Annotated in this window: 22 protein-coding genes, 1 tRNA gene, 2 pseudogenes and 2 riboswitches; of the genes and pseudogenes, 16 read left to right on the top strand and 9 right to left on the bottom strand. The window is 70.8% G+C overall.

Annotation, left to right across the window (positions count from 1 at the left end):
• Positions 1-68 precede the first annotated feature (68 nt).
• Complete coding sequence (locus tag ACZ4AA_RS22265; RefSeq protein WP_467604961.1) at positions 69-365, top strand: hypothetical protein; 297 nt, start codon at positions 69-71, stop codon at positions 363-365.
• A 131-nt stretch (positions 366-496) separates the two neighbouring features.
• Here ACZ4AA_RS22265 and ACZ4AA_RS22260 read toward each other — a convergent pair whose 3' ends face one another.
• Entirely contained in the window at positions 497-1102 is a 606-nt protein-coding gene (locus tag ACZ4AA_RS22260; protein ID WP_467605250.1) for a 5-methyltetrahydropteroyltriglutamate--homocysteine methyltransferase, read from the bottom strand.
• A gap of 34 nt (positions 1103-1136) precedes the next feature.
• A pseudogene (locus ACZ4AA_RS22255) lies at positions 1137-1392 on the bottom strand (IS200/IS605 family transposase); the annotation flags it as partial.
• Between the two features lie 10 nt (positions 1393-1402).
• On the opposite strand from ACZ4AA_RS22255, the gene ACZ4AA_RS22250 reads away from it, so the two are divergent.
• From ACZ4AA_RS22250 to ACZ4AA_RS22240, 3 genes are all read left to right on the top strand, one after another.
• Complete coding sequence (locus ACZ4AA_RS22250; protein WP_467604958.1) at positions 1403-2635, top strand: RNA-guided endonuclease InsQ/TnpB family protein; 1233 nt, start codon at positions 1403-1405, stop codon at positions 2633-2635.
• A riboswitch (cobalamin riboswitch) is annotated at positions 2627-2770 on the bottom strand. Its footprint overlaps the gene before it by 9 nt.
• Before the next feature lie 114 nt (positions 2771-2884).
• Positions 2885-3060: riboswitch (cobalamin riboswitch) on the top strand.
• Positions 3061-3263: 203 nt separating this feature from the next.
• Positions 3264-3650, top strand: a complete 387-nt coding sequence (locus ACZ4AA_RS22245; protein ID WP_467605247.1) for a (2Fe-2S) ferredoxin domain-containing protein — start codon at positions 3264-3266, stop codon at positions 3648-3650.
• Between the two features lie 140 nt (positions 3651-3790).
• On the top strand, positions 3791-4321 hold the full coding sequence (locus ACZ4AA_RS22240) for a hypothetical protein (protein ID WP_467604956.1): 531 nt from the start codon (positions 3791-3793) through the stop codon (positions 4319-4321).
• Between the two features lie 6 nt (positions 4322-4327).
• On the opposite strand, the gene ACZ4AA_RS22235 is transcribed toward ACZ4AA_RS22240, so the two are convergent.
• A complete protein-coding gene (locus tag ACZ4AA_RS22235; RefSeq protein ID WP_467604952.1) occupies positions 4328-4795 on the bottom strand; it encodes an HIT family protein in 468 nt (155 codons plus the stop codon).
• 63 nt (positions 4796-4858) lie between these two features.
• Here ACZ4AA_RS22235 and ACZ4AA_RS22230 point away from each other — a divergent pair, with 63 nt between their 5' ends.
• Both ACZ4AA_RS22230 and ACZ4AA_RS22225 read left to right on the top strand, forming a co-directional pair.
• Positions 4859-5377, top strand: coding sequence for a P-loop NTPase family protein (locus ACZ4AA_RS22230; protein WP_467604948.1), 519 nt, complete (start codon positions 4859-4861; stop codon positions 5375-5377).
• Between the two features lie 276 nt (positions 5378-5653).
• Positions 5654-6091: a hypothetical protein gene (locus ACZ4AA_RS22225; RefSeq protein WP_467604945.1), complete on the top strand. Its 438-nt coding sequence runs from the start codon at positions 5654-5656 to the stop codon at positions 6089-6091.
• A 2-nt stretch (positions 6092-6093) separates the two neighbouring features.
• Here ACZ4AA_RS22225 and ACZ4AA_RS22220 read toward each other — a convergent pair whose 3' ends face one another.
• Positions 6094-7119, bottom strand: a complete 1026-nt coding sequence (locus tag ACZ4AA_RS22220; protein WP_467604940.1) for an AraC-like ligand-binding domain-containing protein — start codon at positions 7117-7119, stop codon at positions 6094-6096.
• A 137-nt stretch (positions 7120-7256) separates the two neighbouring features.
• On the opposite strand from ACZ4AA_RS22220, the gene ACZ4AA_RS22215 reads away from it, so the two are divergent.
• The 6 genes and pseudogenes from ACZ4AA_RS22215 (at position 7257) to ACZ4AA_RS22190 (ending at position 13751) form a co-directional block, all read left to right on the top strand.
• Positions 7257-7712, top strand: coding sequence for a VOC family protein (locus ACZ4AA_RS22215; RefSeq protein ID WP_467604935.1), 456 nt, complete (start codon positions 7257-7259; stop codon positions 7710-7712).
• A 352-nt stretch (positions 7713-8064) separates the two neighbouring features.
• Positions 8065-8140, top strand: a pseudogene (locus ACZ4AA_RS22210).
• A gap of 106 nt (positions 8141-8246) precedes the next feature.
• Positions 8247-9380: a leucine-rich repeat domain-containing protein gene (locus ACZ4AA_RS22205; protein ID WP_467604932.1), complete on the top strand. Its 1134-nt coding sequence runs from the start codon at positions 8247-8249 to the stop codon at positions 9378-9380.
• Positions 9377-11167 carry an ankyrin repeat domain-containing protein gene (locus ACZ4AA_RS22200; RefSeq protein WP_467604928.1) on the top strand — a complete coding sequence of 597 codons (1791 nt, stop codon included), beginning with the start codon at positions 9377-9379 and terminating at the stop codon, positions 11165-11167. The genes ACZ4AA_RS22205 and ACZ4AA_RS22200 overlap by 4 nt, the downstream gene beginning before the upstream one ends.
• A gap of 170 nt (positions 11168-11337) precedes the next feature.
• A complete protein-coding gene (locus ACZ4AA_RS22195; protein ID WP_467604926.1) occupies positions 11338-12552 on the top strand; it encodes an AAA family ATPase in 1215 nt (404 codons plus the stop codon).
• Positions 12553-12593: 41 nt separating this feature from the next.
• Positions 12594-13751, top strand: a complete 1158-nt coding sequence (locus tag ACZ4AA_RS22190) for a vWA domain-containing protein (RefSeq protein ID WP_467604923.1) — start codon at positions 12594-12596, stop codon at positions 13749-13751.
• Positions 13752-13829: 78 nt separating this feature from the next.
• Here the strand turns inward: ACZ4AA_RS22190 and ACZ4AA_RS22185 are convergent, their stop codons facing one another.
• Positions 13830-14591: a DeoR/GlpR family DNA-binding transcription regulator gene (locus ACZ4AA_RS22185; protein WP_467604919.1), complete on the bottom strand. Its 762-nt coding sequence runs from the start codon at positions 14589-14591 to the stop codon at positions 13830-13832.
• Positions 14592-14681: 90 nt separating this feature from the next.
• Between ACZ4AA_RS22185 and ACZ4AA_RS22180 the strand changes: the two genes are divergently transcribed.
• The gene (locus ACZ4AA_RS22180) at positions 14682-15932 is read left to right on the top strand and encodes an MFS transporter (RefSeq protein WP_467604914.1); all 1251 of its coding nucleotides are present in this window, start codon (positions 14682-14684) and stop codon (positions 15930-15932) included.
• 84 nt (positions 15933-16016) lie between these two features.
• On the opposite strand, the gene ACZ4AA_RS22175 is transcribed toward ACZ4AA_RS22180, so the two are convergent.
• Positions 16017-16091, bottom strand: a tRNA-Met gene (locus ACZ4AA_RS22175).
• Positions 16092-16432: 341 nt separating this feature from the next.
• On the opposite strand from ACZ4AA_RS22175, the gene ACZ4AA_RS22170 reads away from it, so the two are divergent.
• A complete protein-coding gene (locus tag ACZ4AA_RS22170; protein ID WP_467604910.1) occupies positions 16433-17680 on the top strand; it encodes a MalY/PatB family protein in 1248 nt (415 codons plus the stop codon).
• 86 nt (positions 17681-17766) lie between these two features.
• On the opposite strand, the gene ACZ4AA_RS22165 is transcribed toward ACZ4AA_RS22170, so the two are convergent.
• Complete coding sequence (locus ACZ4AA_RS22165) at positions 17767-18594, bottom strand: class I SAM-dependent methyltransferase (RefSeq protein ID WP_467604905.1); 828 nt, start codon at positions 18592-18594, stop codon at positions 17767-17769.
• Between the two features lie 96 nt (positions 18595-18690).
• Here ACZ4AA_RS22165 and ACZ4AA_RS22160 point away from each other — a divergent pair, with 96 nt between their 5' ends.
• Positions 18691-19125 (top strand): hypothetical protein, encoded by a 435-nt coding sequence (locus tag ACZ4AA_RS22160; protein ID WP_467604900.1) that lies wholly within the window; start codon positions 18691-18693, stop codon positions 19123-19125.
• Positions 19126-19200: 75 nt separating this feature from the next.
• Here ACZ4AA_RS22160 and ACZ4AA_RS22155 read toward each other — a convergent pair whose 3' ends face one another.
• Positions 19201-21072 carry a glycoside hydrolase family 76 protein gene (locus ACZ4AA_RS22155; RefSeq protein WP_467604896.1) on the bottom strand — a complete coding sequence of 624 codons (1872 nt, stop codon included), beginning with the start codon at positions 21070-21072 and terminating at the stop codon, positions 19201-19203.
• Positions 21073-21190: 118 nt separating this feature from the next.
• Positions 21191-23803 carry a glutaminase domain-containing protein gene (locus ACZ4AA_RS22150; protein ID WP_467604890.1) on the bottom strand — a complete coding sequence of 871 codons (2613 nt, stop codon included), beginning with the start codon at positions 23801-23803 and terminating at the stop codon, positions 21191-21193.
• A gap of 656 nt (positions 23804-24459) precedes the next feature.
• On the opposite strand from ACZ4AA_RS22150, the gene ACZ4AA_RS22145 reads away from it, so the two are divergent.
• The gene (locus ACZ4AA_RS22145) at positions 24460-26235 is read left to right on the top strand and encodes a fatty acyl-AMP ligase (RefSeq protein ID WP_467604886.1); all 1776 of its coding nucleotides are present in this window, start codon (positions 24460-24462) and stop codon (positions 26233-26235) included.
• Positions 26236-26311: the final 76 nt, after the last annotated feature.

The raw sequence follows: 26311 nt of genomic DNA, 5'->3' as shown, positions 1-26311 counted from the left end.
AGGCGACGGCTGCGCGCCCCCCGCATGGACGGACCCGCATTGTCAGTGGCACCTGGAACCCTGGTTCCATGAACGGTGACGAGCAGCTGCTGCGCGGACGGGTCTACGGCCGCGACCATGACGACCCCGACCCCGGCCCGCTGCCGGACCGGACGTATGCCGCGCTTGTCGGTGGACCGCTGGACGGACTGCTCCTGGACATCACCGACCGGCAGCCGGAGGAAGCCGGGAACGGCGCCGCCCTGCCCACCGAGCTGTCGCGGTGGCCGGGCGGCCGTGCGCTGTACGACCCGCACCCCGAGGAACCCCGCATACCTGGCCCCGGCGTGACCTGCCGTTTCCACTACTCGGGCGATGCCCCCTGACCGTCTGTCCTGGCATGGGTTCGGGGCCTCACGGCACAGTTGCGAGCCGGAGCCGGAGCCGGAGCCGGAGCCGGAGCCGGAGCCGGGGGAGGGCGGCAGGCGCGGCCTCCCCCGGCTCGCGGAGCATGCGGTCAGGACGGGGAGAGCTCCGTACGCAGCGTGCGGGCCGCGGCGACCAGGTGCTCCAAAGCCGCTCGTGTCTCGGGCCAGCCGCGCGTCTTCAGACCGCAGTCGGGATTGACCCAGAGCCGTTCGGCGGGGAGGGCCCGCAGCCCGACGCGCAGCAGGTCGGCGGTCTCCTCGGTGCTCGGGACACGCGGGGAGTGGATGTCGTACACACCGGGTCCGGCTTCGCGCGGATAGCGGTGAGCGGCGAGTTCGCGGGCGACCTGCATGCGCGAACGGGCGGCTTCGAGGCTGATCACATCGGCGTCGAGGTCGTCGATGGCCTGGACGATGTCGCCGAACTCGGCGTAGCACATGTGCGTGTGGATCTGGGTGTCAGGACGTACGCCGCCGGTGGTGAGGCGGAAGGCCTCGGTGGCCCAGGCCAGGTAGGCCGCCCGGTCGGCGGCGCGCAACGGCAGTGTCTCGCGCAGCCCGGGTTCGTCGACCTGGATCACCGAGGTCCCGCTCCTCTCCAGGTCGTCGACCTCGTCACGCAGGGCGAGGGCGACCTGCCGCGCGGTGTCGGCGAGAGGCTGGTCGTCGCGGACGAAGGACCACTCCGCGCGCAGGCGGCTCAGGAGACGCCTGTGGGGCTTTAGACCAGCTGTTGACCAGGCTGGCCAGGGTGACCCTCGAGGGTTGTGCACGAGGGGTGGACGTGGTCCGTCTCGCCGTTGAACTCCTTCAGTTTCGCGCCGAAGTCCTCGCACACCTTGCGCATGATCTGTTCGCAGCGCGTCAGCATTTTGTCGTTCATGACTCCACGCCCATACTTGGTGACGAACATCAAATATCCGTGCAGGTAGTGGACGGCCCTTCGGGGTCTGGTTCCCGTCGTGGTGACATAGGCCGACGGTATGGTGATTGCCGTGCAGCTTCGGTATAGCTTCCGCGTGTATCCGAGTGCCGGTCAGCGCATAGCGTTGGCGAGGGCGTTCGGGTGTGCGCGGGTTGTCTTCAACGACGCGCTGCGTGTGCGCGAGGAGGCCCGGGCGGCGGGACTGGGGTTCGTCACCTCGGCGCAACTGTCCAGGAACCTGACGGCCGCGAAGAAGACACCGGAACGGGCCTGGCTCGGCGAGGTCTCGGCGGTGATCCTCCAGCAGTCCCTGCGCGACCTGGACACCGCTTACCGGAACTTCTTCGACGGGCTCAAGGGCAAGCGCCCGAAGATGGGTGCGCCGCGTTTCAGGTCGAAGCGGGACAACCGGCAGTCGATCCGCTTCACCGCCAACGCCTCGTGGCGGATCACGCCGGGCGGGAAACTGAGACTGCCCAAGGTCGGCGACGTTCCCGTGCGCTGGTCCCGGACACTGCCGTCCGCCCCGTCCACCGTGACCGTGGTCAAGGACGCGGCGGACAGGTACTTCGCGAGCTTCATCGTGGAGACGGACGCCTGCGCAGTACTGCCCGGGACGGCACCGGAGATCGGCATTGACCTCGGCCTGGGGCACTTCGCCGTCCTGTCCGACGGCCAAAAGATCGACAGCCCCCGCTTCCTGCGCCGGGCCGAGAAGCGCCTGAAGAAGTTGCAGCGGGACCTTTCCCGCAAACAGAAGGGCTCCAACAACCGGGGCAAGGCCCGGCTGAAGGTCGCCCACGCTCACGCACGGGTCACCGACGCACGCCACGAGTTCCACCACCAGCTCTCCACCCGGCTGATCCGCGAGAACCAAGCGATCGCCGTCGAGGGCCTGTGTGTCAAAGGACTCGCTCGCACGCGTCTGGCCAAGTCCGTCCACGACGCCGGATGGTCCGCGTTCGTGGCCATGCTGGAATACAAAGCCGCCCGGTACGGACGCACCCTCGTGAAGATCGGCCGGTTCGAACCGACCTCCCAGGTGTGCTCCGCATGTGACGTCAAGGACGGCCCCAAACCGCTGAACATCCGGGAGTGGACGTGCTCGGCGTGCGGGACCGTCCTCGACCGAGACGTCAACGCGGCGGTCAACGTCGCCAAGGCCGCCGGACTGGCGGCATCAGCCTGTGGAGCGCAGGTAAGACCGGCACCCCTGCCGGCACAGCGCAGCGAAACAGGAACCCACCAGAAGCTGCCCACCGCGTCACCGCAGCAGGAGCAGATTGGAATCCCGGGCCCTTAAGCCCGGGAGGATGTCAATGGCCGTCGCTTCCCGCGCGGGGGCGCGGCTGGGTCCTGTACGTCGGACCCAGTGCGTATGACGGCGGTCGTTCCCGCTCACCGCTGCGGGGCAGTCCCGGATTCCCACCGGGTTCCCTCTTGCGACGCATCCCGCCTGGCGGACGGGGCGAACCAGCTGCATCGGCCAGCCTACGGGTTCGTCGCGGGCGAGGGGCGCAGAACGTCCGTCATCCGGGCGGCGAAAGCGACTTGATAGCCTCGGCGAGCCAGTCGAACCACATCCGTGGTCAGGGAATCCGGTGCGAATCCGGAGCTGACGCGCAGCGGTGAGGGGGACGGGCGGGGCACAGCGCCACTGGGAGACCGGGAAGGCGCCCCGTCCGGACGAACCCGAGTCCGAAGACCTGCTGGCACCTCCGGCCCCCGGAGGACCTGTAGGCCAGGCTCCGCGTACGAGCCCCGACCCCTGAGGCATGCCCGTGCTCCGTACCCCTGTTCCCGTCGATGTCCCCGCTCCGCTCCGAACCCCGGCTCGCGTCCGGGCGTCCGCCGTGCCACGCACCGCCGCCGACGCCCGCCCGCACGAAGACGCGAAGCCGGAGGAGGACGCCGCGACCGGCGGCGACCAGGTGACGCCCGGCAACCGCGGCCACGCGGAGCAGCACGTCTTTGCCGAACCCGCCCCGTGCCGTGTCGTCGTCTGCCGGGACTGCTGCTGCGGAACCCCGAAGGTCACCGGCGTGGATCACGACCGGCAGCTCGCGCGGCTGTCCGAAGAGGTTCCCGTACGGGTCTCGGACTGCCTCGATGTGTGCGAACACGCCAACGTGATCGTCGTCCAGCCGTCCGCGGCCGCACGGGCCGCCGGAGCCCGCCCCGTCTGGCTCGGTCTCGTCAACGACGCCGAGGCCACCGCGGACATCGCCGCCTGGGTACGGGCAGGCGGCCCCGGAGTCGCCCCCTGCCCCGACATTCTCGACCTCTACGTGTTCACCCCGCCCCGGAGGACGCGATGAGCTTTTCGAGGGTGGTCCTCGGCGCGAGTACGAGGCGGCAACGACCGCACAACGAGTGGGTGGCGGGCCTCAGTTCAGGCCCGGCTCGCCCCTAGCATCGGGACAGGGGGCCGTACGCGCACCCCGGGAAGGGGCCCGGCATGCGGTCGACCACTTCACGTCCGGGGTTCCGGCTCTCCGTCGGTGCCGTCGCGGTCGGTGCGGCCCTGGCCACGACCTCCGGGTGCTCCGTTCCCGTGGACGCCGTCGCCGGCCTGTCCGTGACCGCGGACGGCCATCTGCTCGGCGTCATGATGGTCTGCGGGCATCGGATCGACGGCGCGTCCCTGTTCGTGGACGACGCCGACGCGGACAAGTCGGTGACGGTCGGTTCATGGACCGCCCGGCACCCCCTCACACACGGCTTCGCCACCTGGCCCCTCGACGCCCCCGCCACCGGCTGGACCACGACCAAACCCCTCGGACCGCTCACCGCCAGGACCACGTACACGCTCTACGGGTGGACGAAGGACAACTCGTCGTCGTCCGGCGACATTTCCTTCACCTCGGGCGACCGGAGTCGGCTCAAGCCGGGCACGATCCTCTACGACACCGTGTCGGACAACGGCGACGAATCCACCACAGTCGCCTCCACGACGGAGTTCAAGGCCAAGGCATGTCGGGACATGTGACGGCACTCACCGAGCTCTGGAGGCCTCACCCAGTCGAACGCGCAGGGAGTGGGCCATTCGGTCCGCGTCGGCGGCCGATACGTGTTCCTGGCCGGGTCGCCGGAGCAGCTCGAAGACGCCCGGTCCGCGATGCTCGGGTCGCAGATCAGCCCCGCGCGGAACGATGTGGAAGTGCACGTGCGCGAAGCCTTCCGCTTCCGCGAACTGGATGACGTAGGTCTTGGCGCAGCCCGTCGTGCTCCGCAGCGCCCGGGAGAGCCGGACCTGCCACATCCCCAGGGTGGCCGCCTCGGCGTCCGTGAGTTCATGAACCGCGGTCACGTGGCGCCGGGGCAGCAGCACCAGCCAGCCGGGCAGGGCGGTGTTGAACGTGTGGGCCACGCGCCAGTGTTCGTCGGATGCCACGCGCTCACGCGGTGGAAGGTCGTCGAACTCCGCTTCCCTGCCACATGCGTAGCAGTCGGGCGTCGTCATGAAACGGGATCGTACAGCGGTCGCTCTCGCCTCGCCCTCAGGGCGCCGGGATAAGGTGCGGCCGTGGAACGGATCTTGGTGGTGGGTGTTACCGGTGCGGGCAAGTCCACGCTCGCGCGAGCGCTGAGCACCCGACTCGGCCTGCCCTACCACGAGATGGACGCGCTCTACTTCGACGGCCCCGACTGGTCCGTCAACGAAAAGCTGACGGACGAGGTGGCAACGCTCGTCGCCGAGCCTCGATGGATCGTCGACTCGCTCGGCTACCCGCAGGTTCGTGAACTGCTGTGGGAACGGGCCGACACCGTGGTCTGGCTGGACTATCCCCAACGCGTGGTCATGCCCCGGGTCCTGCGCCGATCACTGAAACGCTCAGCGACCCGCGAAGTCCTCTTCGGCGGCAACAGGGAGACCTGGAAGGGCTGGCTGAGCCGGGAACATCCGGCGTGGTGGGCCTGGTCCCAGCACGGAAACCGTCGGCGCGAAATCGGTCAACGGGTCGTCGACGACCGCTTCGCGCCCCTCGACGTTCACCGCTTCCGCGGTCCCAAGAGCACGCGGGCGTGGCTGGCAGAACTCTGAACTCGTAGGGCGCGTCGGTCGGTTGCCGGACGAGAGATCTTCGTCCTGGCGCCTGGACACCGGGCCCACGCCGGGGCTTTCCACATTCGGCCGCATGCGCGCACGATCAAGAGATCTCGCACTCCACGTCAACTCCGTCGCCCCGGGCCTTGGCATCTTCTACGAGGGGGTCGCGGCAGCCGGAAGACTCACTCGCGGGACGGGTCCGTCCGCCGGTTGTCCGCACCCAGGTGGACCGCAAGGGAACGTCTCGAATGGAGGACCGTGAGTATGAGCATGACCCGCAGGCTTGCGACGGCCGCCGCGGCGGCCGGTCTGGCCGCATCGGCTTTCATCGGCTCCGCCGGAACCGCATCGGCGGCCGCGGGCCAAAGCTTTCTGTACCGGGGTGAAGCCCTGCACGTCGGGCAGATGATCTATCGGTACTCCCCGCAGGGATGGCAGATCCAGCTCGTCCTTCAGAGCGATGGCAACCTGGTCGAGTACCTCCGGTTCGACGACGGCAGTCGCTACGCGTGCTGGGCGACGAACAGTTGGGGCTCCGGGGACAACAACTGGGCGGTCTACCAGACCGATGGCAACTTCGTCGTCTACAACAGCAGCGGCGGCGTCGTCTGGGCCTCGAACACCAAGGGGGGCGGAGGCTCGACCGTCGACATGAACGCGAACGGCGTCCTCTACGTCGGCACCAGGGCCATCAACAAGGGCTGCTGACGTCATCGGCACATCCGTCCGCGGGCGGTCCCAAGCCCGCGGACGGATGCGCCGGCCGGCGGAGGAGCGACGCACAGCGCTCGGAACTCGGTCGGGCTCAGTCCGTACGCTTCGCGGAAGGAACGGCTGAAGACCACCGGCCCACTGAAGCCCCAGCGGGCGGCGATGGCTCCCACCGGACGGGCGCGGAGACCGGGGTCCGCGAGCTCGCTGCGGCACTGTTCGAGGCGGCGTCGCCGTATCCGGGCGCGGACGCTCTCGCCCTGGTCGTGAAAGAGCTGGTGCAGCGTGCGCACCGAGATGTGGTGCTGGGCCGCGACCGCCGACGGATCCAGCTCCGGGTCGCCGAGGTTGTGCTCGATGAAGGCGCGTATCCGCTGGAGGAGCGCCCGCGTCCGGACTTCCGCCGGAAGCTGGTCCTCGCTGTCCAGGTGCTGGGCCAGGCAGGCCGTCGCGAGGTCGACGGCGACCGTGCCGAGACCGCGGAGTTCCTCCGGACCGCATTCGGCGCCGTGGTCCTCGAGTGCGGTCATGAAGGACGACAGGACCGCGGCCATGCCCCGGTCGCCCGGGATGCGGCGGGCCAGGACCTGGTCGAGGCGTTGGGTGCGCAGGGGCACGACGGTCCGGGGCAGCAGCAGGATCGTCGCCTGCACCTGCCCGCCCTGGGCGGGCATCTGGTTGTCGGAGGGACGCGAGGTGTCCCAGAGCATGAGGTCACCGGTGCCGATGGTGCACTCGTTCCGGTACTGCGACAGCGATGTGGCTCCCTGGCGCAAGAGGGCCAGCTGGTACTGCTCCGGGTCGCCACGCCGGATCATCGCGGCCGTGCGCCGAGAGCGCAGCGGCGACAGGGAGAACCTCGACACACGGATCTCCCCCAGGTCCAGCACCGCGGCCTCGCCGTGGAATTCGGCGGGCCGCTCGCTGCTGAGGGCGGCGGGCATCACCTCACGCGAGACGATGTCGGAGTACCAGTCGAACCGTTCCCCCGCCGGTATCCCGACCGTCGACAACACTGACCACATCCAGCGCCCCCCGTTGGATCTTTTCGACGAGAACCAGGATGCATCAGGGGAATCGCCGCGGACGCATGGTGTTCCGGCGGGTCGGACCGACAGATCGCTCGCCGGCCGTTGTCAGACCCGTCTGGCAGTCTCTGGTCATGGAGAAAACTTGGCAGCTGACGATCGATTGCGCCGACCCGCGAAGGATGGTGGCGTTCTGGAGCGAGGCTCTGGGATACGTGCCCGAACCGCCGCCAGCCGGTCACGCCACCTGGCGGGACTACTGGGCGGACATGGGCGTGCCCGAGGAGGAGTTGCCGGTCGGTGCGGGTGACACCCCTGAGTCGATCGTCGATCCCGCGGGGCACGGACCCCGGGTGTGGTTCCAGAAGGTGCCGGAGTCCAAGGTCACCAAGAACCGACTGCACTTGGACCTGAAGGTCGGCGGCGGGCGCGACGTCCCGTTGGAGGTCCGCAAGCAGCGGGTCACCGCCACGGTCGAAGGACTCGTCAAAGCCGGGGCCGGCGTCCTTCGGATCGCGGACAGGCCGGAGATGGGGCACTACGCCGTCGCACTGGAGGACCCGGAAGGCAATGAATTCGACGTCGTCTAGGAGGCGGGTCCGGCCTCACGCTCAAGGACGGCCGCGGACACGTCCACCCGGCGCGCGGACGCGACACGGTCATCAGGTCAGGCCCGGACGCCGTCTTGGACGACCTTGTCGGTCAACACACGCTTCGCTGAGCGGAGTTCACCTTCGGTGGCATCGGCATGCGCCGCGTCGGGCAGGAGGGCGCCCGGGTGTGGCGACCTTCACTCAGCAGTCCTTGTCCGCCTCCTCCCACGCGATCACCGACAGGACGTATGCCGTCGAAAGGGGGCGCCGTCGCTCCGGGGTTCGTCCGGCCCCGATCTGCCCAACTGGGTCCGAACGCCGGTGCGACAGCCGCTATGATCACCGTGGCAAGGCTGTAGCGCAGAGGTCGTCGCGCCCAAGCAACGAGCTGGAGGACGCCGGTTCGAATCCGGCCGGTCTTGCCACCTTTGTCGTGAAGGAATGTCGATTGGCGTCGGTTCACCCGGGGCGGGCGGAGGGCGATGCCGCCCTGGGCACGTCGGGCACCGGCGATGGACCGGTGGAGTGGTGATGACGCAGCCGACGCCCGTACGCTGCCCCGCGATCGAGCATCCCGACCTTCCGATCAGTGAACCCGCCGCTCTGGACCCGTTGCTCGCCCGACTGCGGTCCGCCGCGCCGGTCGAGGCCGACGAGACCTTCCCGCTCGGGACCGTACGCGCGGACGGACGGGTCGACCTGTGCAAGCAGGGCCTCGGCGCGGGCGGCGCCGCCCGGCTCATGCCCGTGGCCGCCGCCTCCCCGCACGCCACGCACGTCCTGCTCGGCACCAACGCCATCGGCGACGAGGGCGCCCGCACGGTCGCCGACACCCTCGCCCAGGACCACGGACTGCGCACCCTCTACCTCGGCTGCAACCGCATCGGAGCCGAGGGCGTCACCGCGCTCGCCGGCGCCCTGACGACGGACGACACCGTCCACGCCCTGTGGCTCAAGCGGAACCCGGTGGGCGACCACGGTGCCCGCGCGCTCGCCGTCATGCTCCGCCGCAACACCACGCTGCGCACCCTCGACCTGGTCAACACCGGCCTGACCACAGAGGGTCTGCACGCCCTGTGCGAGACCCTCGTCAACCGGACCGGCCCGGTGGAACGCCTCTTCCTCGGCGGCAACGGCCTGACCGCGGAAGCGGCCCCGATCCTCGCGACGCTGATCCGTGAGGCGGGTGTGCGCGAGCTCTACCTCGCCGCCAATCACCTCGGAGACGAGGGCGCGGCGATCCTCGCGACCGCCGCCGACCCCGCCCGGCCCGTACGCCTCGGCCTGGGCGGCAACGGCATCGGCCCCGCCGGTGCCAGGGCCCTCGCCCGCTCCCTCCACGGGATCGAGGCACTCGACCTGGGCCGGCCGCTGTCGGAACGCAGCCTCGGCGCGCCCGCCAACACCACCGGCGACGAAGGGGCCCACGCGCTGGCCGAGGCCCTGCCGGGCAGCCCGCTGCGGCGGCTGGAGCTCTGCCACACCGGCCTGACCGGCCGTGGCGCCAAGACACTGCTGGCCGCGGTCCCCGACACCTCGGCCCTGGAGTACGTCGGTCTGGGTCCTGGCCTGCCCCGGAAGGTGAAGAGGTCCTTCACCCAGCGCCTGCGCCCCGCCGGCGGGGCGCACGCCGACCTGTGCGCGATCAGGAGTGTCTACCGTTGAGCACGCGTGGCGAACTCCGCTGCTTCCCCCCGGACGAGGCGTCGAGCCGGCGCCGGATCCGCAGGTACGCGGTGCCCCGCTGGATGATCGACCGTGCGACCGCCTGCCGTCTGGCCGGTGACTGGCGCGGGGCCTGCGCGGCGGCGAACGTCGACATCGCCTTCGACCTGTCCGAGGTCGCGGGCCACTGTGGCGACGATGTCGCGACGGCACTGGAGCGCGACCTGCGCCACTTCGTCCCCGACCTGCTGCGTTGGCACCTGCCGCGCTCGCTGGGCGGCCAGACCACGCTCGCCACGGACCGGACGATCGTGCTAGCGCGCTACCGCCCGAAGACGGCCGACGAGGACCGCCTGACCACGTGCTACCTGCACGTCACCACACCCGCGATGCTCGCCGGGCCCCAGCGGATCTCCCTGCGGTTCGGCCCGGTCGAGGACGAGCGGGCGGCGGGGGTCTTCGGACCGAGCACCGACGACTGGCGCTCCGCACGGCATCTGTGGGACGCGCGGCACACCACCGAACTGCTCGAACGCTCCGGCGGAGGCGCGGACAGGCCGCCGTTCTTCCACGCCGACGCCACCCCGCTCGGCGTGGACGAACTCCCCACGGCCGATCCCGGCCCGGGTGACCCGGCGGCCCGGGCCGAGTGGGCCACGCTGCTGCACCAGAAGGGCGAGATCCAGGCGGCCCTGGATTCCGCCGGCATCGACGCGGACCTGACGGCCTCGCAGACCACGGGCCGGTACCAGGCGAACCCGGCAGACGTCGTGGCCCAGATCGCGCTCGCCCACACCAGCCTGGAGCCGGAGATCCGCCGGCAGATGGCCGAGGGCGCCGGCCCCCGCTTCGTCATCGCCGCGCACTGGCGGACGTACATCCTGCTGGAGCCCGCGGACGCGGGAGGCCTGCTGGTTCGAACCGTCGACCGCGAGGAGGTCAAGGGGGAGCCGGTCCTCGCCGAGGCACTGTGGCGCAGGCTTCCCGACCTCGACCTGATGCGCCTCGGGGGCGTCGAGCCCGAGCATCTGCATCCCCTCGTCCGTGAGGCGCTGTTCCCCGAACTCCCCGTCCCCACGGTCCCGGCCGGCCCACCGGGACCGACACCTCCCCGGCCGGTGCGCGTCAGATGCCGCGGGGAATGGCACGAGGTGGGCTTCCGCCCCGGCGGCCTGCTGCGCATGCCGCACACCGACGAGGAACAGCGGCGCGAACGCGCCCTGCGCGCCTTCGGCGGTGCCGTCGCCGGATGCTTCGCCGTGCAGCAGACGTGGACCACAGGGGACGGCCGCCTGCCGAAGGCGCTGCGGGCCCAGCGCAACGAACTGTTCCTGCGCGCCCAGCACGGTGACACCCCCGGCGTGCTCGAACTCCTCGACGCGGGCGTCGACCCCCGCGTACGGGACGCCACCGGGCGCAGCCTGCTGCACGCGCTGAACCTTCTCGACCACGAGGCGCTCCTGCCGCGGCTGCTGGCCGAGGGACTGGACATCGAGGCGCGCGACGTGCGGGACCGCACACCGCTGTTCGTGGCGGTCAACGACCTCGGTTCGAAGGCCCTGGTGGAGGCGCTGGTCGCCGCCGGCGCACGCCTCGACGTGGTCGACCAGTCCGAGCTGTCGCTGGCCCAGATCGTCCGCCGCTACAAGCGGCCCGACCTGGGATTCCTCCGAGAGCGCGTCCAGGCGGAGCACCCGGGCGTCGGCTCGGAGGAGTGGGACGAGTGGATGGACGAACAGGCGGAGTACTGGGCCGACGACCCTGACGAGTCCGAGGACGAGGCCTAGCCCGGACACGAGGGTCAGCCCGGACACGAGGGTCAGCCCGGACACGAGGGTCAGCCCGGACACGAGAGCTAGCCCAGACATGAGGGCTAGCCCGGACTCGAAAGCCGGCACGGGCACGAAGGCCCGCCCCGAGACGACGACCAGCCCGAAGACGAGGAGAGGTTCCCCTTTTGAGCACCAACGGGACCGCCCCCGGCGCGCCGTCCGGCGGCCCGCTCGCCGCCGCGGACGACCTCAACCGCCGGCTGCGTACGAGCCGTACGGAGACGGCCGCCAACCCGCAACTGGAGGCACTCGCACTAGCGGTGACGGCCAATCAGCCCGTGCTGCTGTGGGGCGAGCCGGGTATCGGCAAGTCCGCCGCCCTGGAGCAGTTGGCCGCCGGACTCGGGCTGCCGCTGGAGACGGTCATCGCCAGCGTGCACGAACCCTCCGACTTCGCCGGACTGCCCATCGTCGGTGACGACCCGGCCGCGACCGGCGTCCCGATGGCCCCGCCGGACTGGGCGGTCCGCCTCGCACGAGCCGGACACGGACTGCTCTTCTTCGACGAGCTCTCCTCGGCGCCCCCCGCCGTGCAGGCGGCCCTGCTGCGCGTGGTGCTGGAACGGCGAGTGGGCAGTCTGGTCCTGCCGGAGTCGATACGCATCGTCGCCGCGGCCAACCCGCCCTCCAGCGCGGCCGACGGCTGGCATCTCAGCCCGCCGCTCGCCAACCGGTTCGTCCATCTCCAGTGGACCCACGACCCCCGGATCGTCGCCCGAGGTCTGGCCGGTACCTGGCCGGAGGTCACCGTCCCCCTGGTCGGCGCCTCGAAGGTGCCAGGTGCGGTCGCACGGGCCCGGGGCGCGATCTCCGGATTCCTCACCGCCCGGCCCGGCCTCGTCCACCACCTTCCCGGGGACGCCGAGAACCGGGGCCGCTCCTGGCCGTCCCCCCGCACCTGGGAGATGGCGCTCAAACTGCTCGCCACCGCGTACGCGGCCGGCGCGGGCCGCGAGGCGCTGGCCGCCGCGCTGACCGGAGCGGTCGGGGACGGCGCGGGCCTCGAACTGCTCTCGTACCTCGAACACCTCGACCTGCCCGACCCCGACCGTGTCCTCGCCGACCCGGAAGCCTTCGCCCTGCCCGAACGCGGCGACCGGCAACTGGCCTTCCTCATCGCGGTGGTCGCCGCCATCCAGAGCGACCTCACCCGGCCCCGCTGGGAGGCGGGCTGGGCGGTCCTGGCGAAGGCCGTGGACGCGGGGGTACCGGACGTGGCCGCCCGGGCCGCCACCGATCTCGCGGCGATGCGGCACCTCGACTGGCCCGTACCGCCCGGCATCGACGGATTCCTGGATCTGCTCCAGATGTCGGGGGCGCTGCCCGGCGGCGGCCGGTGAGCCGTTCGGGGACCACGGGGGACGCCCGAGGCGCGCTGGACATGACCAAGCTGCTCGCCGCCCGCTACCGGGCGGCGAGCGACCGCCCGTATCTGGCGGCCGCGCTGTACTCCCTGACCGTCGTGCCGAGTACGGACGTGCCCACGATGGGGGTGGACCGGCACTGGCGCTGCTATGTGTCACCTGCCTTCGTCGAGGCGACAGAGGTGCCCGAGCTCGCCGGTGTCTGGGTGCACGAGGTGGCGCATCTGCTGCGCGACCACCACGGCCGGGCGGACCGCCTTCCCGCCGAGGCCCAGCGCGACTGGCACCGTGTGAACGTCGCCCAGGACTGCGAGATCAACGACGATCTGCTCGCCGACGGTCTGCGGCTGCCCGAAGGGCGCATGGAACCCCGCCGGTTCGGCCTGCCCGAGGGCCAGATCTTCGAGGTGTACCTGGACCGGCTGCCGCCGCAGGTGCGTACACCGAACTGCGGATCGGGCGCTCACGGCCGCCCCGAGGCCTGGGAGTCGCCGGGGACCGCCGGGCCCGCACGGATCGGGGACGTCGAGGCGCAGGCCCTGCGCCGGCAGACAGCGGAGGCGATGCGCGCCCACCAGCGCTCACGCGGTTCCCTGCCCGGGGGCTGGCAGCGCTGGGCCGAGGAGACCCTGGAACCCACCGTGGACTGGCGGCAGGCGCTCTCCGGCGCGGTACGGGAGGCAGCCGCCTGGGCCGGCGGGGCCGTCGACTACACCTACCGCCGTCCCTCGCGCCGGACCCCCGCACTGCGCGGTGTCGTCCTGCCGAGCCTGCGCCGCCCGTTGCCCCGCGTCGCCGTCGTCATCGACACCTCCGGGTCCATGGGGGACGACGAACTGGCCGCCGCCCTGGGGGAGGTGACGGGTGTCCTGCGGGAGGTGGGCATCCGGGGCAACCGCGTGACCGTGCTCGCCTGCGACGCCGACGTGCATGCCGTGTCCCGTGTGACGGCCACCGAACAGATCACCCTGGGCGGCGGTGGCGGCACGGACATGCGCGTCGGCATCGAGGCGGCGCTCGCGACACCCGACCGCCCGAACATCGTCGTGGTCCTGACCGACGGGCTCACTCCCTGGCCCCAGGAGAGTCCGCCCTGCCGCGTCATCGCGGCGCTGATCGGCTCCACCGCACCGCAGCCGCCGAGTTGGGTGGAGACGGTACGTATTCCGGCCTGACCCGGGCCGTGAACCCGCGGGGTGCGGCGGACCCGGCGCGAAGCCGTGATGGGGTGACCCCGCACAGCGGGGCGGCCGTCAGACGGCTCTGACGACGGTTCCGGCTTCTTCGATCGCGGCCACCTCCCCGGGCGGCGCGGTGGTGTCGGTGACGAGTGTGTGCAGGAGCGCCGAAGGGCCGACGTGGGCGAAGGCGGTGTGACCGAGCTTGCTGCCGTCCGTCGCGAGGATCACGCGACGGGACGAGGCGATGCCCGCTCTCTTCACCGCGGCGTCGGCCAGGTCGTAGGCGGTCAGCCCGTCGGCCGCGCTCAGTCCGCAGCAGCCCATGACCGCGGTGTCGAAGCGCAGGGCTGCCAGGGAGGCCAGGGTCAGGGGGCCGGTGAGGGCCCCCTCGGCGGCGCGGGGCTGTCCGCCGGGCACCACCAGCGTGGCCGGGCCCGGTGTCTCGCCCAGCAGGTGGATGGCCTGGAGGGACAGCGGAAGGACGGTGACGGGCCGTTCACGCAGCAGGCGGGCGACCTCCAGACAGGTCGTCCCGCTGTCCAGCAGGACGCTCTCGCCGTCGGAGATCATCGCGCAGACTTCGGCGGCGATCCGGCGCTTGGCGTCGACCGAGTCGTTGGTGCGCAGCGCGAAAGGGGGCTCCTCGCCCCTGAGCAGCAGGGTGCGTGCCCCGCCCCTGACCCGCTCCAGGACACCCTGGGCGGCCAGCGCGTCGAGGTCGCGCCTGATGGTCATCTCCGAGGCGCCGGTCAGCTCCGCGAGTTCCGTGACCGTGGCGCCGCCGGAGTCCCTGACGGCCTTGGCGATCAGCCCGTGCCGGTCTGCGTTGCTCATACCCGGATTGAACACCACCTCGCAATGAACAATCAACATGTTCAATGATGGGACTTTCGAACATAAAGACTGTTCGGTTACGGTGTCGGCATGGAACGATCGCTTCGAGCCGCCCGCGTGGCGACCTATGTCTACTTCGTGCTGTGCGGCACCCTCATGGGTGCCTGGGTGGTGCAGATTCCCGCCGTCGAGGAACGTGTGGGCGTCAGCCACGCGACCCTGGGCGGTCTGCTCGTGCTGCTCGGGCTCGGAGCCTTCCTCGGGATGAGGGTGGCCGGTCCTCTGACCGACCGCTTCGGCGCACGCGTCGTGGTCCCCGCCGGCGGAGTGCTGTGCGGCGCGGCCCTGATACTGCCCGGCCTTGCCCGTGACCCCTGGACGCTGGCGGGCGCACTGCTGGTCTTCGGGTTCTGCAACGGCTGCCTGGACGTGAGCATGAACGCCCACGCCGTGCACGTGGAGAAGGCCTACGGGCGACCTGTCATGTCGGGATTCCACGCCACGTTCTCCGTCGGCGGGGTGCTTGCCGCGCTCGTGGCGGCGGGTGCGGCGAGCGGCGGCCTCGACCCGGTCGCGGGCATGGCCGTCATGGGTGCCGTCGGCGTCGTGATCGCCCTGGCGACGGCACGTGCCCTGTTGCCGACCGCCCCCGCCGCCGCTCAGACGGCCGGATCCGGTTCCGACCCGGGCTCCGACTCCCATGTCGACCCGGGCTCCGATGCCGACTCCAGCTCCGAGGCGGGACCGGAGGCATCGCCCGGCATCCGAAGCCGCGTCTGGCTCCTCGCCGTCCTGGCGCTGATGGTCATGCTCTGCGAGGGCGCAGCGAACGACTGGAGCGCCCTGCATCTGAAGGATGTCCTCGGCGCACCCGCCGGAACGGCGGCCTTCGCCTACGGAACCTTCGCGGCGGCAATGACCGTCGGCCGGCTGCTCGCCGACCGTCTCGTCGCCCGGTTCGGCTCACTGGCCGTCCTTCGTCACGGCGCGGCGCTGGCCGCCGTCGGCATCACGCTCGTGGCACTCGGCCCCTGGATCTGGGCCGCCTTCGTGGGCTGGGCGCTGTTCGGCCTGGGCCTGTCCGGCACCGTCCCGCAGTTGTTCAGCGCGGCCGGTCACGCCGACCCCGCGGCGGCGGGTGCCAACGTCTCCCGCGTCGCCGGGCTCGGCTACGTCGGCATGCTCGCCGGCCCGGCGGTCATCGGCTGGCTGACCCACGTCGTCGCCCTCAACCACGCCTTCGTCCTGCTGACCCTGCTCTGTGTCACCACAGCCGCGGCCGCCGGGATCCTGCGCGGCGACACCGACCGCACCCGCGAGCCGGCAGGCGTCGGGCACTGACCGGCCTCGTGGTGATCCCGGCCGCCGGTACGCCGGAAACAGCTCCGGCCCCTCCGCCGCTGGGGCGATGGGGCCGGAACTTCGTAGCGGGGGCGGGATTCGAACCACGCGACCTCTGGGTTATGAGCCCAGCGAGCTACCGAGCTGCTCCACCCCGCGTCGACATCCACGAGGTTACGGGATGCCGGGTGGCCGCGCAGGGAATTTCGCGTCGGCCGATCGGGAAGGGGGACCGCGAAGGCGGGCGGCGGAGGTACGTCGTCGAACTCCGGTAGAACAAACGGGAGTTGCAGGCTATTTGGTGCAGCAGCACCGGGCATGGCGCCCCTATCGTTCGTACGGCTGGATGAGGCGGCCATCGGACTGGCCCTACGCCGACAGTTTCGAACCGCTCCTGCCCGCTGACGAAGTGACCCAGGGACCGAGCGGCGCCCCCAGGTCTTCTTCGCCGTCCGGTGAGCATGATCCGCTTCCGGGGCCGTCCTGGTTAGCATCCGGGCATGGCAACCGACACCACCCCACACGGCCGGGCGCGGCGGAGCGGCTCCGCGGCCGGGGCCGGATCGATCTTCGACGCCGTCGTCGACCGCAGGAACAGCAACTCCATGAAGTGGGCCGCCGCCCACGAGTTCCTGACGGCGGACGAGGTCGCGGCCGATCCGCTGCCGATGTGGGTCGCCGACACCGATTTCAAGGCGCCGCAGGCCGTGACGGACGCGCTCCACGAAGCGGTGGACCATGGCGTCTTCGGGTATCCCGCCGGCGCGCGCGACAGCTACCTCGACGCCGTGACCGGATGGCAGGCCAGGCGCTTCGGCTGGGAAGTGCCCAGGGAGTGGGTGATGCAGACCGCGGGCATCATCACCACGCTCAAGACGGTCGTTCAGGCGTTCTCGGCGCCGGGTGACTCGGTCCTGATCCAGCCCCCGGTCTATGTCCACTTCCACGAGGACGTCCTGCTGAACGGCCGCCACCTCGCGTTCGCACCGCTTCGACGGACCGAGGACGGCTACCGGTTCGACGCCCGGACGTTCGAGGCCGCCATCCGTCCCGACACCAAGCTGTTCATCCTCAGCCACCCGCACAACCCGACCGGGAACGTCTGGACGGAGGACGAGCTGCGGACGATGGGGGAGATCTGCGCCCGGCACGACGTCCTGGTCGTCTCCGACGAGGTCCATCAGGACCTGATCATCAACCCGGCCCGCAGGCACACCCCTTTCGCCTCGCTCGGCGCGGAGTTCGCGCGGAACAGCATCACGTGCACCTCTCCGAGCAAGACGTTCAACCTGGCCGGCCTCCAGAGCGCCAACGTCCTCGTACCTGATCCCAGGCTGCGGGCCGAACTGGCCCGCCAGCACGATCGCAACGCCTTCCCCCTGGTGAACGTGCTGGGCATGGTCGCCGCCGAGGCGGCCTACACGTACGGCGAGCCCTGGCTGGAGGAGTTGCTCAGCTATCTGCGCGACAATCACGCGCACTTCGCGCACGCGGTCAATTCCGCCACCTCCAAGGTGCGGGTCCTGCCGGCCGACTCCCTCTATCTGGCGTGGATGGACTGCCGGGGACTGGGAATGGACGCCGAGTCCCTGGACAAGTTCATGCTCACCAGAGCCCGGCTATGGCTGGACAAGGGGCAGAAGTTCGGGATCGAGGGCCACGGCTATATGCGGGTGAACCTGGGCTGTCCGCGCTCGACGGTCGACGAGGCCGTGGGCCGTCTGCTGGCGGCGGTCGGGAACCTGTGAACTCCCGTCGGCTCCGCCCCTGCTCCGTCTTCAGGCGCGCGGCCGCTTCCAGGACAGGGCCGGCAGTCCGTTCCGTGCCCCCTGGCTCACGCCACGCGCTGTCCGACCCGCAGGACGCTCAGATAGCGGCGTGCGACCCGGTCGCCCATCCGTGTGCGGATGCGCTCGGCGACGGCGTCGAGCAGGGGTTCTCGGACCTCGGGGGCGAGCCGTCGGTACAACGACGTCGAGCGCAGGAGATCCGCGAAACCGGCCCCGTCGAACCACTGAACGGCCGGGTACCAGCGCACGATCGTCGGGCCGAACAGCCCTCCGGGACCGGCGACCAGGCCCCACCCCTCGTCGGTGGTGCGCACGTCGGCCTCCAGCGGCGGATGGCCCCAGCCGGGGTTTCCGGGACAGAACCGCTCATGGAGATCGGCCGTTTCCGCGTACACCTCCGGCTCGCCCGGCCGACGGACGACGACGTTGCCGAGCAGCGCCGTCCAGCCTCCGGGACGCAGGACCTCGTGCGCACGCCGCCAGCCGACCGACGGATCGACCCAGTGCCACGACGAGGCGGCCACGAGAACATCGAATCGCCGACCGCGGTCGTCCCACTCCTCGAACGTCGACGTCTCGATCCCGACGTTGCGCAAGCTGGTGCACCGTCGGCGAGCCAGCGCGGCCATCTCCGGGCCGGGCTCGACGGCGGTCACCGAGCATCCCGGCGCCGCCAACGAGCCGGTCGCCTGACCCGTGCCGCAGCCCACCTCCAGCACCGACGAGTCCGCGTCGATACCGGTGACGGCGACAAGGTCCGCGAACAGTTCGTCGGGATATCCCGGACGGACCCGGTCGTAGAGCTCCGGCACCTCGTTGAACACCCGTCCGAGGGCGTGCGGATTCAGCCGTGTCATCGGGTCATCAGCCACGGACGCCGAGTGTACGAGGCCTGGCCGCCCCGGGGAGACACCCTCGATCGGACGCGCGCGCGTGAGGATTCCTCCGGACGGGAAACCCATGAGTCCATGAACGATCACCATGATGTCCCCGCTGCGGCACGGCGGCGCCCCGGCGGAGTGTCGGACACCACCGTGGAGGCGCTCGGAGCCCTCTCGAAGGCTCTGGAGACGACGGAACGCGCCCGGGGCAGTCTCTACGACTTCCATCAGCTCACCGGGGGAGCCGATCTCGAACTGGACCGTGCCGTGCGACTCCTTCGCGATGCCGGTCAGCCTGAATGGGCCGACCGCGTCGAGCGGGAGATCCTGGGGCGCAACGTCATCCCGGGGCACTGGACCTTCCAGATCGTCGAGTCGTACAACTCCACCTACTACGAGCCGTTCAAGGAGGTCGAGGCCGAGATCCGCGGCGCCCTGACCGAAGGCGTGGACCACGTCTTCGAGGCCGAGATGAAGGAACGACGCCGCACCGCGGGGCATCCGGACCACACGGAGTCGTGAGCCCCCGGGTCGGGAGGACCCGGAGGGCGACGGCGGGCACCGGGCGCATGGGCCGGGTGCCGTGGTTGCTGCCGGTCAGCCTGCCGCCAGGAGCGCGCTCAGGGCCGAGGCCTGGGTGCGCCAGTCGCGGGCGTTGGGATGGGCGGCGGATCCGCCGCCCGACCAACGCTGGCCGAGTTGGTTCAGGCTGTCGCGATCGGCGCTCCAGACACGGTCGGCCTGGGCGGTGGCGAAGGCGAGATAGCTGTTGCCGGTCACGGAGTCCAGGTCCTGGAGGTAGCGCATGAAGACCCCCTTGAACTGTTTCGCGTTGTCGTCGCAGTCAGAGGTGAGCGCGTCGCAGGACTCCGTGAGGATGCCCGCGTCCACCAGCACGGGGGAGGCGAGCGCCGCGTCCGCGAGCCGGCGGCCGGTGGCCAGCGCGGTCGCGCTGCCGGTGGCCCGCCAGATCTCCACCGCGGCACCGATCGCCAGCCCCTGGTTGTAACTCCACACGGTCTGGCCGTTGTTCGCGCAGCCGCGGGTGAGGCCGTCGTTGACCAGGCCCGAGGAGTTGACCAGACCGCTGCCCAGGAACCAGCTCCAGGCGGTGGTGGCCCGGCCCAGCCAGACGGTGTCGCCGGGCAGCCGGTTGTGCAGCGCCGCGGTGAGACGGACGTACAGCGTGCTGGTGATGGCGTTCTTGTACGTCCGTTCGCGGTCCCACCACACTCCACCCCCACAACTACCGGTGTCCCAGAGGCTGTTGACATAGCTCGCGATGGTGACGGCCTCGTCGAGGTAGCGCCGGTCGTGGGTGAGGTCGTAGGCGTCGATCCAAGCCAGCGCCCACCATTCGGAGTCGTCGGTGGAGCGGCTGATGAAGTCCCCCTCGATGGGATCGGAGCTGCGCGCCCCTGCCGGGAAAGCCACCTTGTCGGTCTTGAAGGTCTGCTCGACGATCCAGGTGTACCGGGTGTCGCCGCTCTGCCGCAGATAGTCGATGACGGTGGTCAGCGCGACCGCGGAGTTCCACCAACTGGACCGCCAGTAGGCGGTGGTGGGGTCGTACGCGTACATCAGCGCGTCCGCCGCGGCGGACGCGCTGTCGGTCACCGGGCGGGCCCAGGCGGTGCACGAGCCGTTCTGGCCCTCCACCGCGCGTCCGCAGGCCCGCACCGCGCCACCGTAGAGGCGGCCCAGCGGATCGGTGGTGTTGTACCGCGCGGTGCCGGTTCCGGTAGCCCCGGCGGGGACCGGAAGCCGTCCGAGGGAGGATCCGTCGGGCAGGCTCACGCCGCCGTTCCAGGAGCGGTCCAGCCACACCTCGTCTCCCGCCCGGCCGTCGGCCAGGGTCGCCCAGGCCATCCCCGTGCTGTCCGTGTGCAGGGTGATGGTGCGTCCGGCGAGGGTGGTCGGGGCCACCGGCCGGTTGTCACCGGCCGCGCCGCCTCCGCCGTCGCACACGGCCGCGCAGACCACGGTGTGCGTCCACCCCGTACAGGTCACGCCCTGGGCGTCACCGCAGGCACGCAGCAGGCCGCGCCGGTGATTCCCCGGGTCGTAGAGGTTGTACATCAGGGTTCGGGTGCCGGTCCACGTCGCCGGGACGGCCGCCTTTCCCAGCAGTCCCTCCCAGGTCGCACCGCCGTCCCAGGAGCGGTCCAGCCAGACGGCGTCGTTCGGCATCGCGCGGTCGATGCTCGCCCAGACCATGCCGTCGGCATCGTCGACGTGCAGTCGCAGCAGCCTGCCGTTGAGGTTCAGGTCGGACACCGGGAAGGACTCCTGAGCGGCCTTCGACGGGTCCAGCGTGTCGCAGTACAGGGAGCAGACGGGGGCCGACGCCGGCGCTGACGCCAGCGGCTGCGGCGCTGCGGCAGTCGGCGCAGGAGGCGCGCCGGGCACGAGGAGCACCGGAAGCAGGGCGAATGGCAGCACGATGCGGAGCAGGGGACGGAGGGACATGACTGGTCCTCCTCACGAGGCAGGACAGGGCCGAGGGGGGCGGAGCGAGGCAGAGCCGAACAGGGCGGAACGAGCCGGAGCAGAACGGGGCGGCATGAAGAAGGGCGGGACGGAGGGCCTACAGGAATCGCCACAGGTGGTCGGACGTGCCGTTGTCCTCCCACTGGGTGACCTGGGCCGCGTCCGCGCCGGACATCCCGTCGACGGCGAGCAGCTTTCCCGAGCGGACGTTCACGATCTTCAGCCAGCCGTCGCCGTCGTCGACGGTCCGCCAGATGTGGTCCGGGGTGCCGTTGTCCTGGTACTGCTGCACATGGGCGCCGTTGTCGAGGCTCTGGTCGTGCACCGCGAGCACCTTGCCGCTGTTGCGGTTGACGATCCGTACGGTGCCGTCGCCGTTGTCGATCAGCGTCCACAGATGGTCGGCACTGCCGTTGTCGGCGTACTGGGTGACGTCGGCGGTGTCGGCCAGGGACATCCCGGAGACGGCCAGCACCTTCCCGGAGTTGCGGTTCTGGACGCGGCGCCAGACGGTGGCGGAGGGGGCCGGGGGCAGCAGGAGCGCGAACGTCCCGCCGACCACGGCCCGGTCGGCGAAGCCCCGCTGGGCGGCGGTGGCGACCACGTACCAGTCGGTGAAGGGAGCCCGCTGCGCGGTGCTGTCGGCGAAGCCGTAGACGCCGTCGACCAGGGTGTCGCGGGTCGCGGTGTGATCGGCGAGCCAGGCCGCGGTCCACAGCTCCCAGTCGGCCTTCGTGTAGTCGTTGCGCGGGTCGAGGACCACTCCGTAGGTCCCGGCGTGCGCCGCGTACCAGGACGCCTCACGTGCGGCGGTGCCGAGCGGCATCAGGTCCAGGCCGAGCAGCCGGTCCGGGAAGCCGTTGTATTTCAGGCTCCAGGTGCCGTCCTGGTCGTAGGCGAGCTTGAGGTGACGGCCTGAGGAGTCCTCGGAGAGGGTCGTCCAGCGGCTGACGCAGCTGCGGGCCAGCGTGGAGTAGCGGGCCGCGTCCCCGGTGTTGCCCACGGCTCCGGCGACGACGCCCATCGCGCCGATGCCGATGATGCCCTTGAGCGCCAGATTGGAGCTGTGGGCGATGAACCCGGTGAAGTCGTCGGTCTGGTTCTGATAGCCGGGGTCCAGGGCGTTGGCGGCCAGGTACTCGGCCCACTGACGCAGGATCGCGTAGTGGGTACGGGCGAAGGCGGCGGCGTCGGCGGAGGGAAGCCGCTGGATGACCGCGGCGGCCATGATGAGCATGTTGGCCGACTCCTCGACCGGCATGGACTCCTCGTTGCCGTCGTCGTGGCCGTCCGCGTTGGGATAGAGCCGGCCCAGGTCGTGCTCGGCGAAGGCGTTGGGCCAGCCGCCGTGCTCCGGGTAGTCCAGCAGCGGCTCCAGCAGCATCCGCAGATAGCCGGGGGAGAGGTGGAGGTACACGGGGAACGTCGGATAGACGACGTCCACGGTCGACATGTTGCCGCTGGAGGAGATCTCCTTCTGGAACGCCCAGGGGACACCGCCCCGGTCCACCAGCTCGGCACTGCCCACGGACTGACGCAACGCCAGGGCGCACACCGCGGCGTAGTGCTCACCCGTGGTGCCCCCGCCCGCGGCCGCGACCGCGTCGTCGTGGATACGCTGGTCGAGAGCGGTCGCGGCGTCCAGCGCGGCGGCATGATCGGCGTCGAACCAGACGACCATGTCGGGCCAGGCATCCCAGTAGTGCGTCCACCAGGGCTGGAGCTGGGTGCCGAGATAACTCACAGCGGGCGTACGGACATGGCCGAGGGTGAGGGTGAAGGCGGGTGAGGGAGCGCCGGGGCCGACGATGCCGAAGTCCCGGTTGAACCCGAGTACCGGCCAGCGGTCGTCGATGGCCCTCGGCTGCGCGCCGTCCACGGTGCCGGCGAGGTGGCCGCCGCTCACCGACGCGGTCCGCACCACGGTGTCCTGTCCGATCTGCCAGCTCGTCCCCGCACCCGTCGGAGCGGCGAGCACCAGCCGTCCCCACGCGGCCTGGTCACCGTTCTCCTGGAGGACCGCCGGGGAGGCGGGCTCGGCGCTGAGGAGGGTCATCGCGCCGGACTGCTGCTGCGCCCAGGTGATGGGGGTGCCGTTGTCGCCGTGGACCCATTCCCCGGAGACGTCGACATGGACCTCGACGCTGTGAGCCCGGCCGTCGTCGGAGGCCGCCTGGACGGTGACATAGCTGAGCGGCACCGACTGGCGTCGGAGGTTCTCCAGGTCCACCGGGGAGAAGAAGGTGACGGTGAGGGTCACCCCGCCGCCGCTGAGGGTGTAGATCGAGCGGGTCGCCGTGAGCTGGAGCGAGAGCTGCCGCATGGTGGTCAGGGTGGGGCCGCCGGGCAGCGCGGGTGATCCGGCGAAGACGTAGGCCGCGCCGTCGATCCTGGCCAGGCCGCACAGGGCGGTGATGTGACCGTTCCAGAAGGTGGCCCAGGTCCCGGCGAGGTTGTCCGCGGCCACCCAGGTGGAGAGGTAGGGCGACCGTACGGCCAGCGGAACGGCGGGCGGGCGCAGCGGACTGAACGTGGAGGCGGCGAGGGCCTGCGCGGAGGCACCCTCACCCGCGGCGGAAGGTGCCGCGGCCTGTGCGGCTTTCGCCGTGAACACGCCGTCGGTGGCCGTGGCGGCGGCCAGCGCGCCGGTCCACCGTAAGAGCGCGCGGCGGCTGGTGCTCGGGGTGCTGGAGTCTGCGGGATTCACCATGGGGTGGGTCTCCGATGCGTGGGGGACGGCGGACAGCCGTTCGGAGAGGTTCAGGTGCGGGGGCGACGCTCGATCTGCGGTGAACGTGCGGCGAGGTGCGGTGAGCGCTGGGATCCACGGCACCACACGGCAGCGTGACGAAGGCAGCCCGGAGCGGTGTGCCGAGGGCTGCTTTTCTAACGTTGCAAAGGTGCTCCGAACGGCATGACACCACCGGCGACCCGTCGTGTCCATGCCTGGGGCGGAAATCGTCGGCCGAGTCGGCGGTGTCGTGTTTCGCCGGGCGGGCCCGAGTGGCTCGAACGTCGTTCGGAGTGCGTGACGCGGTACACACGCCCTCTCGGTTCACCTCGCGTACCAGCGGCTTCACCCGGCTCAAGCCTGCTGACGAATCGTCAGTCTGACCAATTCCGTATTTAGTACCCGGGGTTACATCGAAGGGGCAGGTCTGGCTTGCTATCGTGTTACTCGTTGGTAGCAATCCGTAGGGGGCCACGGGGAGCCGGCGCGAGCAACGCCGTCGCTTCCCGGCGGATTGGTCGAGACGGACGTTCTGGCAAGGGGGCCAGGCGGACACGGCATCTGCGCGCACCCATGACGCGGCCTTCGAACTCCGTTCTTTTCGCTCAATCATCCGAACAGGTGAGACTCCTCCCATGGCTCGTTCCCTGGTCGATCTCTTAACTCTGCACGCCTCCAGACAGCCTGACCGCACCGCCTACCGGTATCTCCTCACGGGTGACGTCGACGGAGAGATCCAGGACATCTCGTACGGACGGCTCGCCGAACGGTCCCGTGCCGTCGCGGCCTGGCTCCAGGAGCGCGGCCTGGCCGGCGCCCGCGTCCTGCTCCTGTATCCGCCCGGCCTCGAGTTCATCTGCGGCTACCTCGGCTGCCTCTCGGCCGGTGTCGTCGCCGTGCCGGGCCTGCCCCCGCACGGGCGATCGCAGAACCACCGCGCCCTGCTCCGGGTGAAACGCCTGATCGCCGACGCGGACGCCAAGGTGATCCTGGGCGGCCGCGAGGTGATCGCGGCCCTGGCCGGCATGTCGGAAGACCTGCCCGAACTGGCCGACATCACCTGCGTCGCCACCGAGGACATCCCCGACGCGGCGGCCGCGTCCTGGCGCGAACCCGACCTGACCGCCGACTCGGTCGCCTTCCTCCAGTACACCTCCGGGTCCACCTCCGCCCCGCGCGGGGTGATGGTGACCCACGGAAACCTGATGGACAACGAGCGGGTCATCACGGAGCGGATGGGTCACACTCCCGACGTGATCGAGGAGTACGACCACGAACTCTTCGTCAGCTGGCTGCCCGTGTACCACGACATGGGTCTCATCGGCCCGGTCCTGAACGCCGCCTACCTCGGCGTGACCGCGACTCTCTTCTCCCCGCTGCACTTCCTCCAGCGGCCCGAGCGCTGGCTGAACGCCATCAGCCGGTACCGTCCGCACACCAGCGGCGGCCCCAACTTCGCCTACGAGTTGTGCCTGAGGCATGCCACGCCGGAGCTGCTCGACAGCCTCGACCTGAGCCGGTGGAAGGTCGCCTTCAACGGCGCCGAACCGGTGCGGGCCGCGACCCTGCGCCGCTTCGCCGAGACCTTCGGTCCGGCCGGTTTCCGCCGTGAGGCCCACTATCCGTGCTACGGCCTGGCCGAGGCAACGCTGATCGTCACGGGCGGTTCGGTGGAGGTGCCGCCGACCCTGGTCGCGGGCGCGGGTACGGACGCGGAAGTCACCCTGAACGCTGCCGACGGGGCCGGGCCGCATCCCGGTCGGGCGGGGGCCAGGTCGATGGACGTGGCGGCGGTCGGCTCCGGCCGGCCCGGCCGCGGCGTCACCGTGGTGATCGCCGACCCGGAACGGCAGGAAGAGCTGCCCGAGGGCGAGGTCGGTGAGATCTGGGTCTCCGGCGCGAGCGTCGCCAGGGGGTACTGGCGCAACGCGCTGGCCACCCGCCAGACCTTCCGTGCCACCTTGGAGGGTCGCGAGGGCCGTTTCCTGCGCACCGGCGACCTCGGATTCCTCCGGGGCGGCGAACTCTTCGTCACCGGCCGTCTGAAGGATCTCATCGTCATCGAGGGACGCAACCACTATCCGCAGGACCTGGAACTGTCCGCCGAGATGTCCCACTGGGCGCTGCGGCCCGGCTGTACCGCCGCCTTCTCCGTGGACGGCGGAGGGGAGGGCGAACAGCCCGTCGTCGTCGCCGAGACGGCACCCGAGGCGGTGGGCGAGTCCCAGAAGATCATCGATCTGATCCGCGGCGCGATCAGTGAGGCACACGGCCTGCCGGTGCGTGACGTCGTGCTCGTCCACCCGGGCACCATCCCCAAGACGTCCAGCGGGAAGATCCAGCGCCGTGCCTCCCGGGCGGCCTATCTCGACGGAACCCTCTCCCTGGTCGGCGCACCCGCGTCGGCATGAGCCCCGCCGACGGCGTGCCCGTGCGCCGTCGGCGGCTCAACACCCGCCTGGGATAGCTCTGTTGTGCGGTCAGCTG

The organism is Streptomyces sp. NPDC024698 (assembly GCF_055559015.1).
This window is presented reverse-complemented; position numbering and strand designations above follow the sequence as displayed.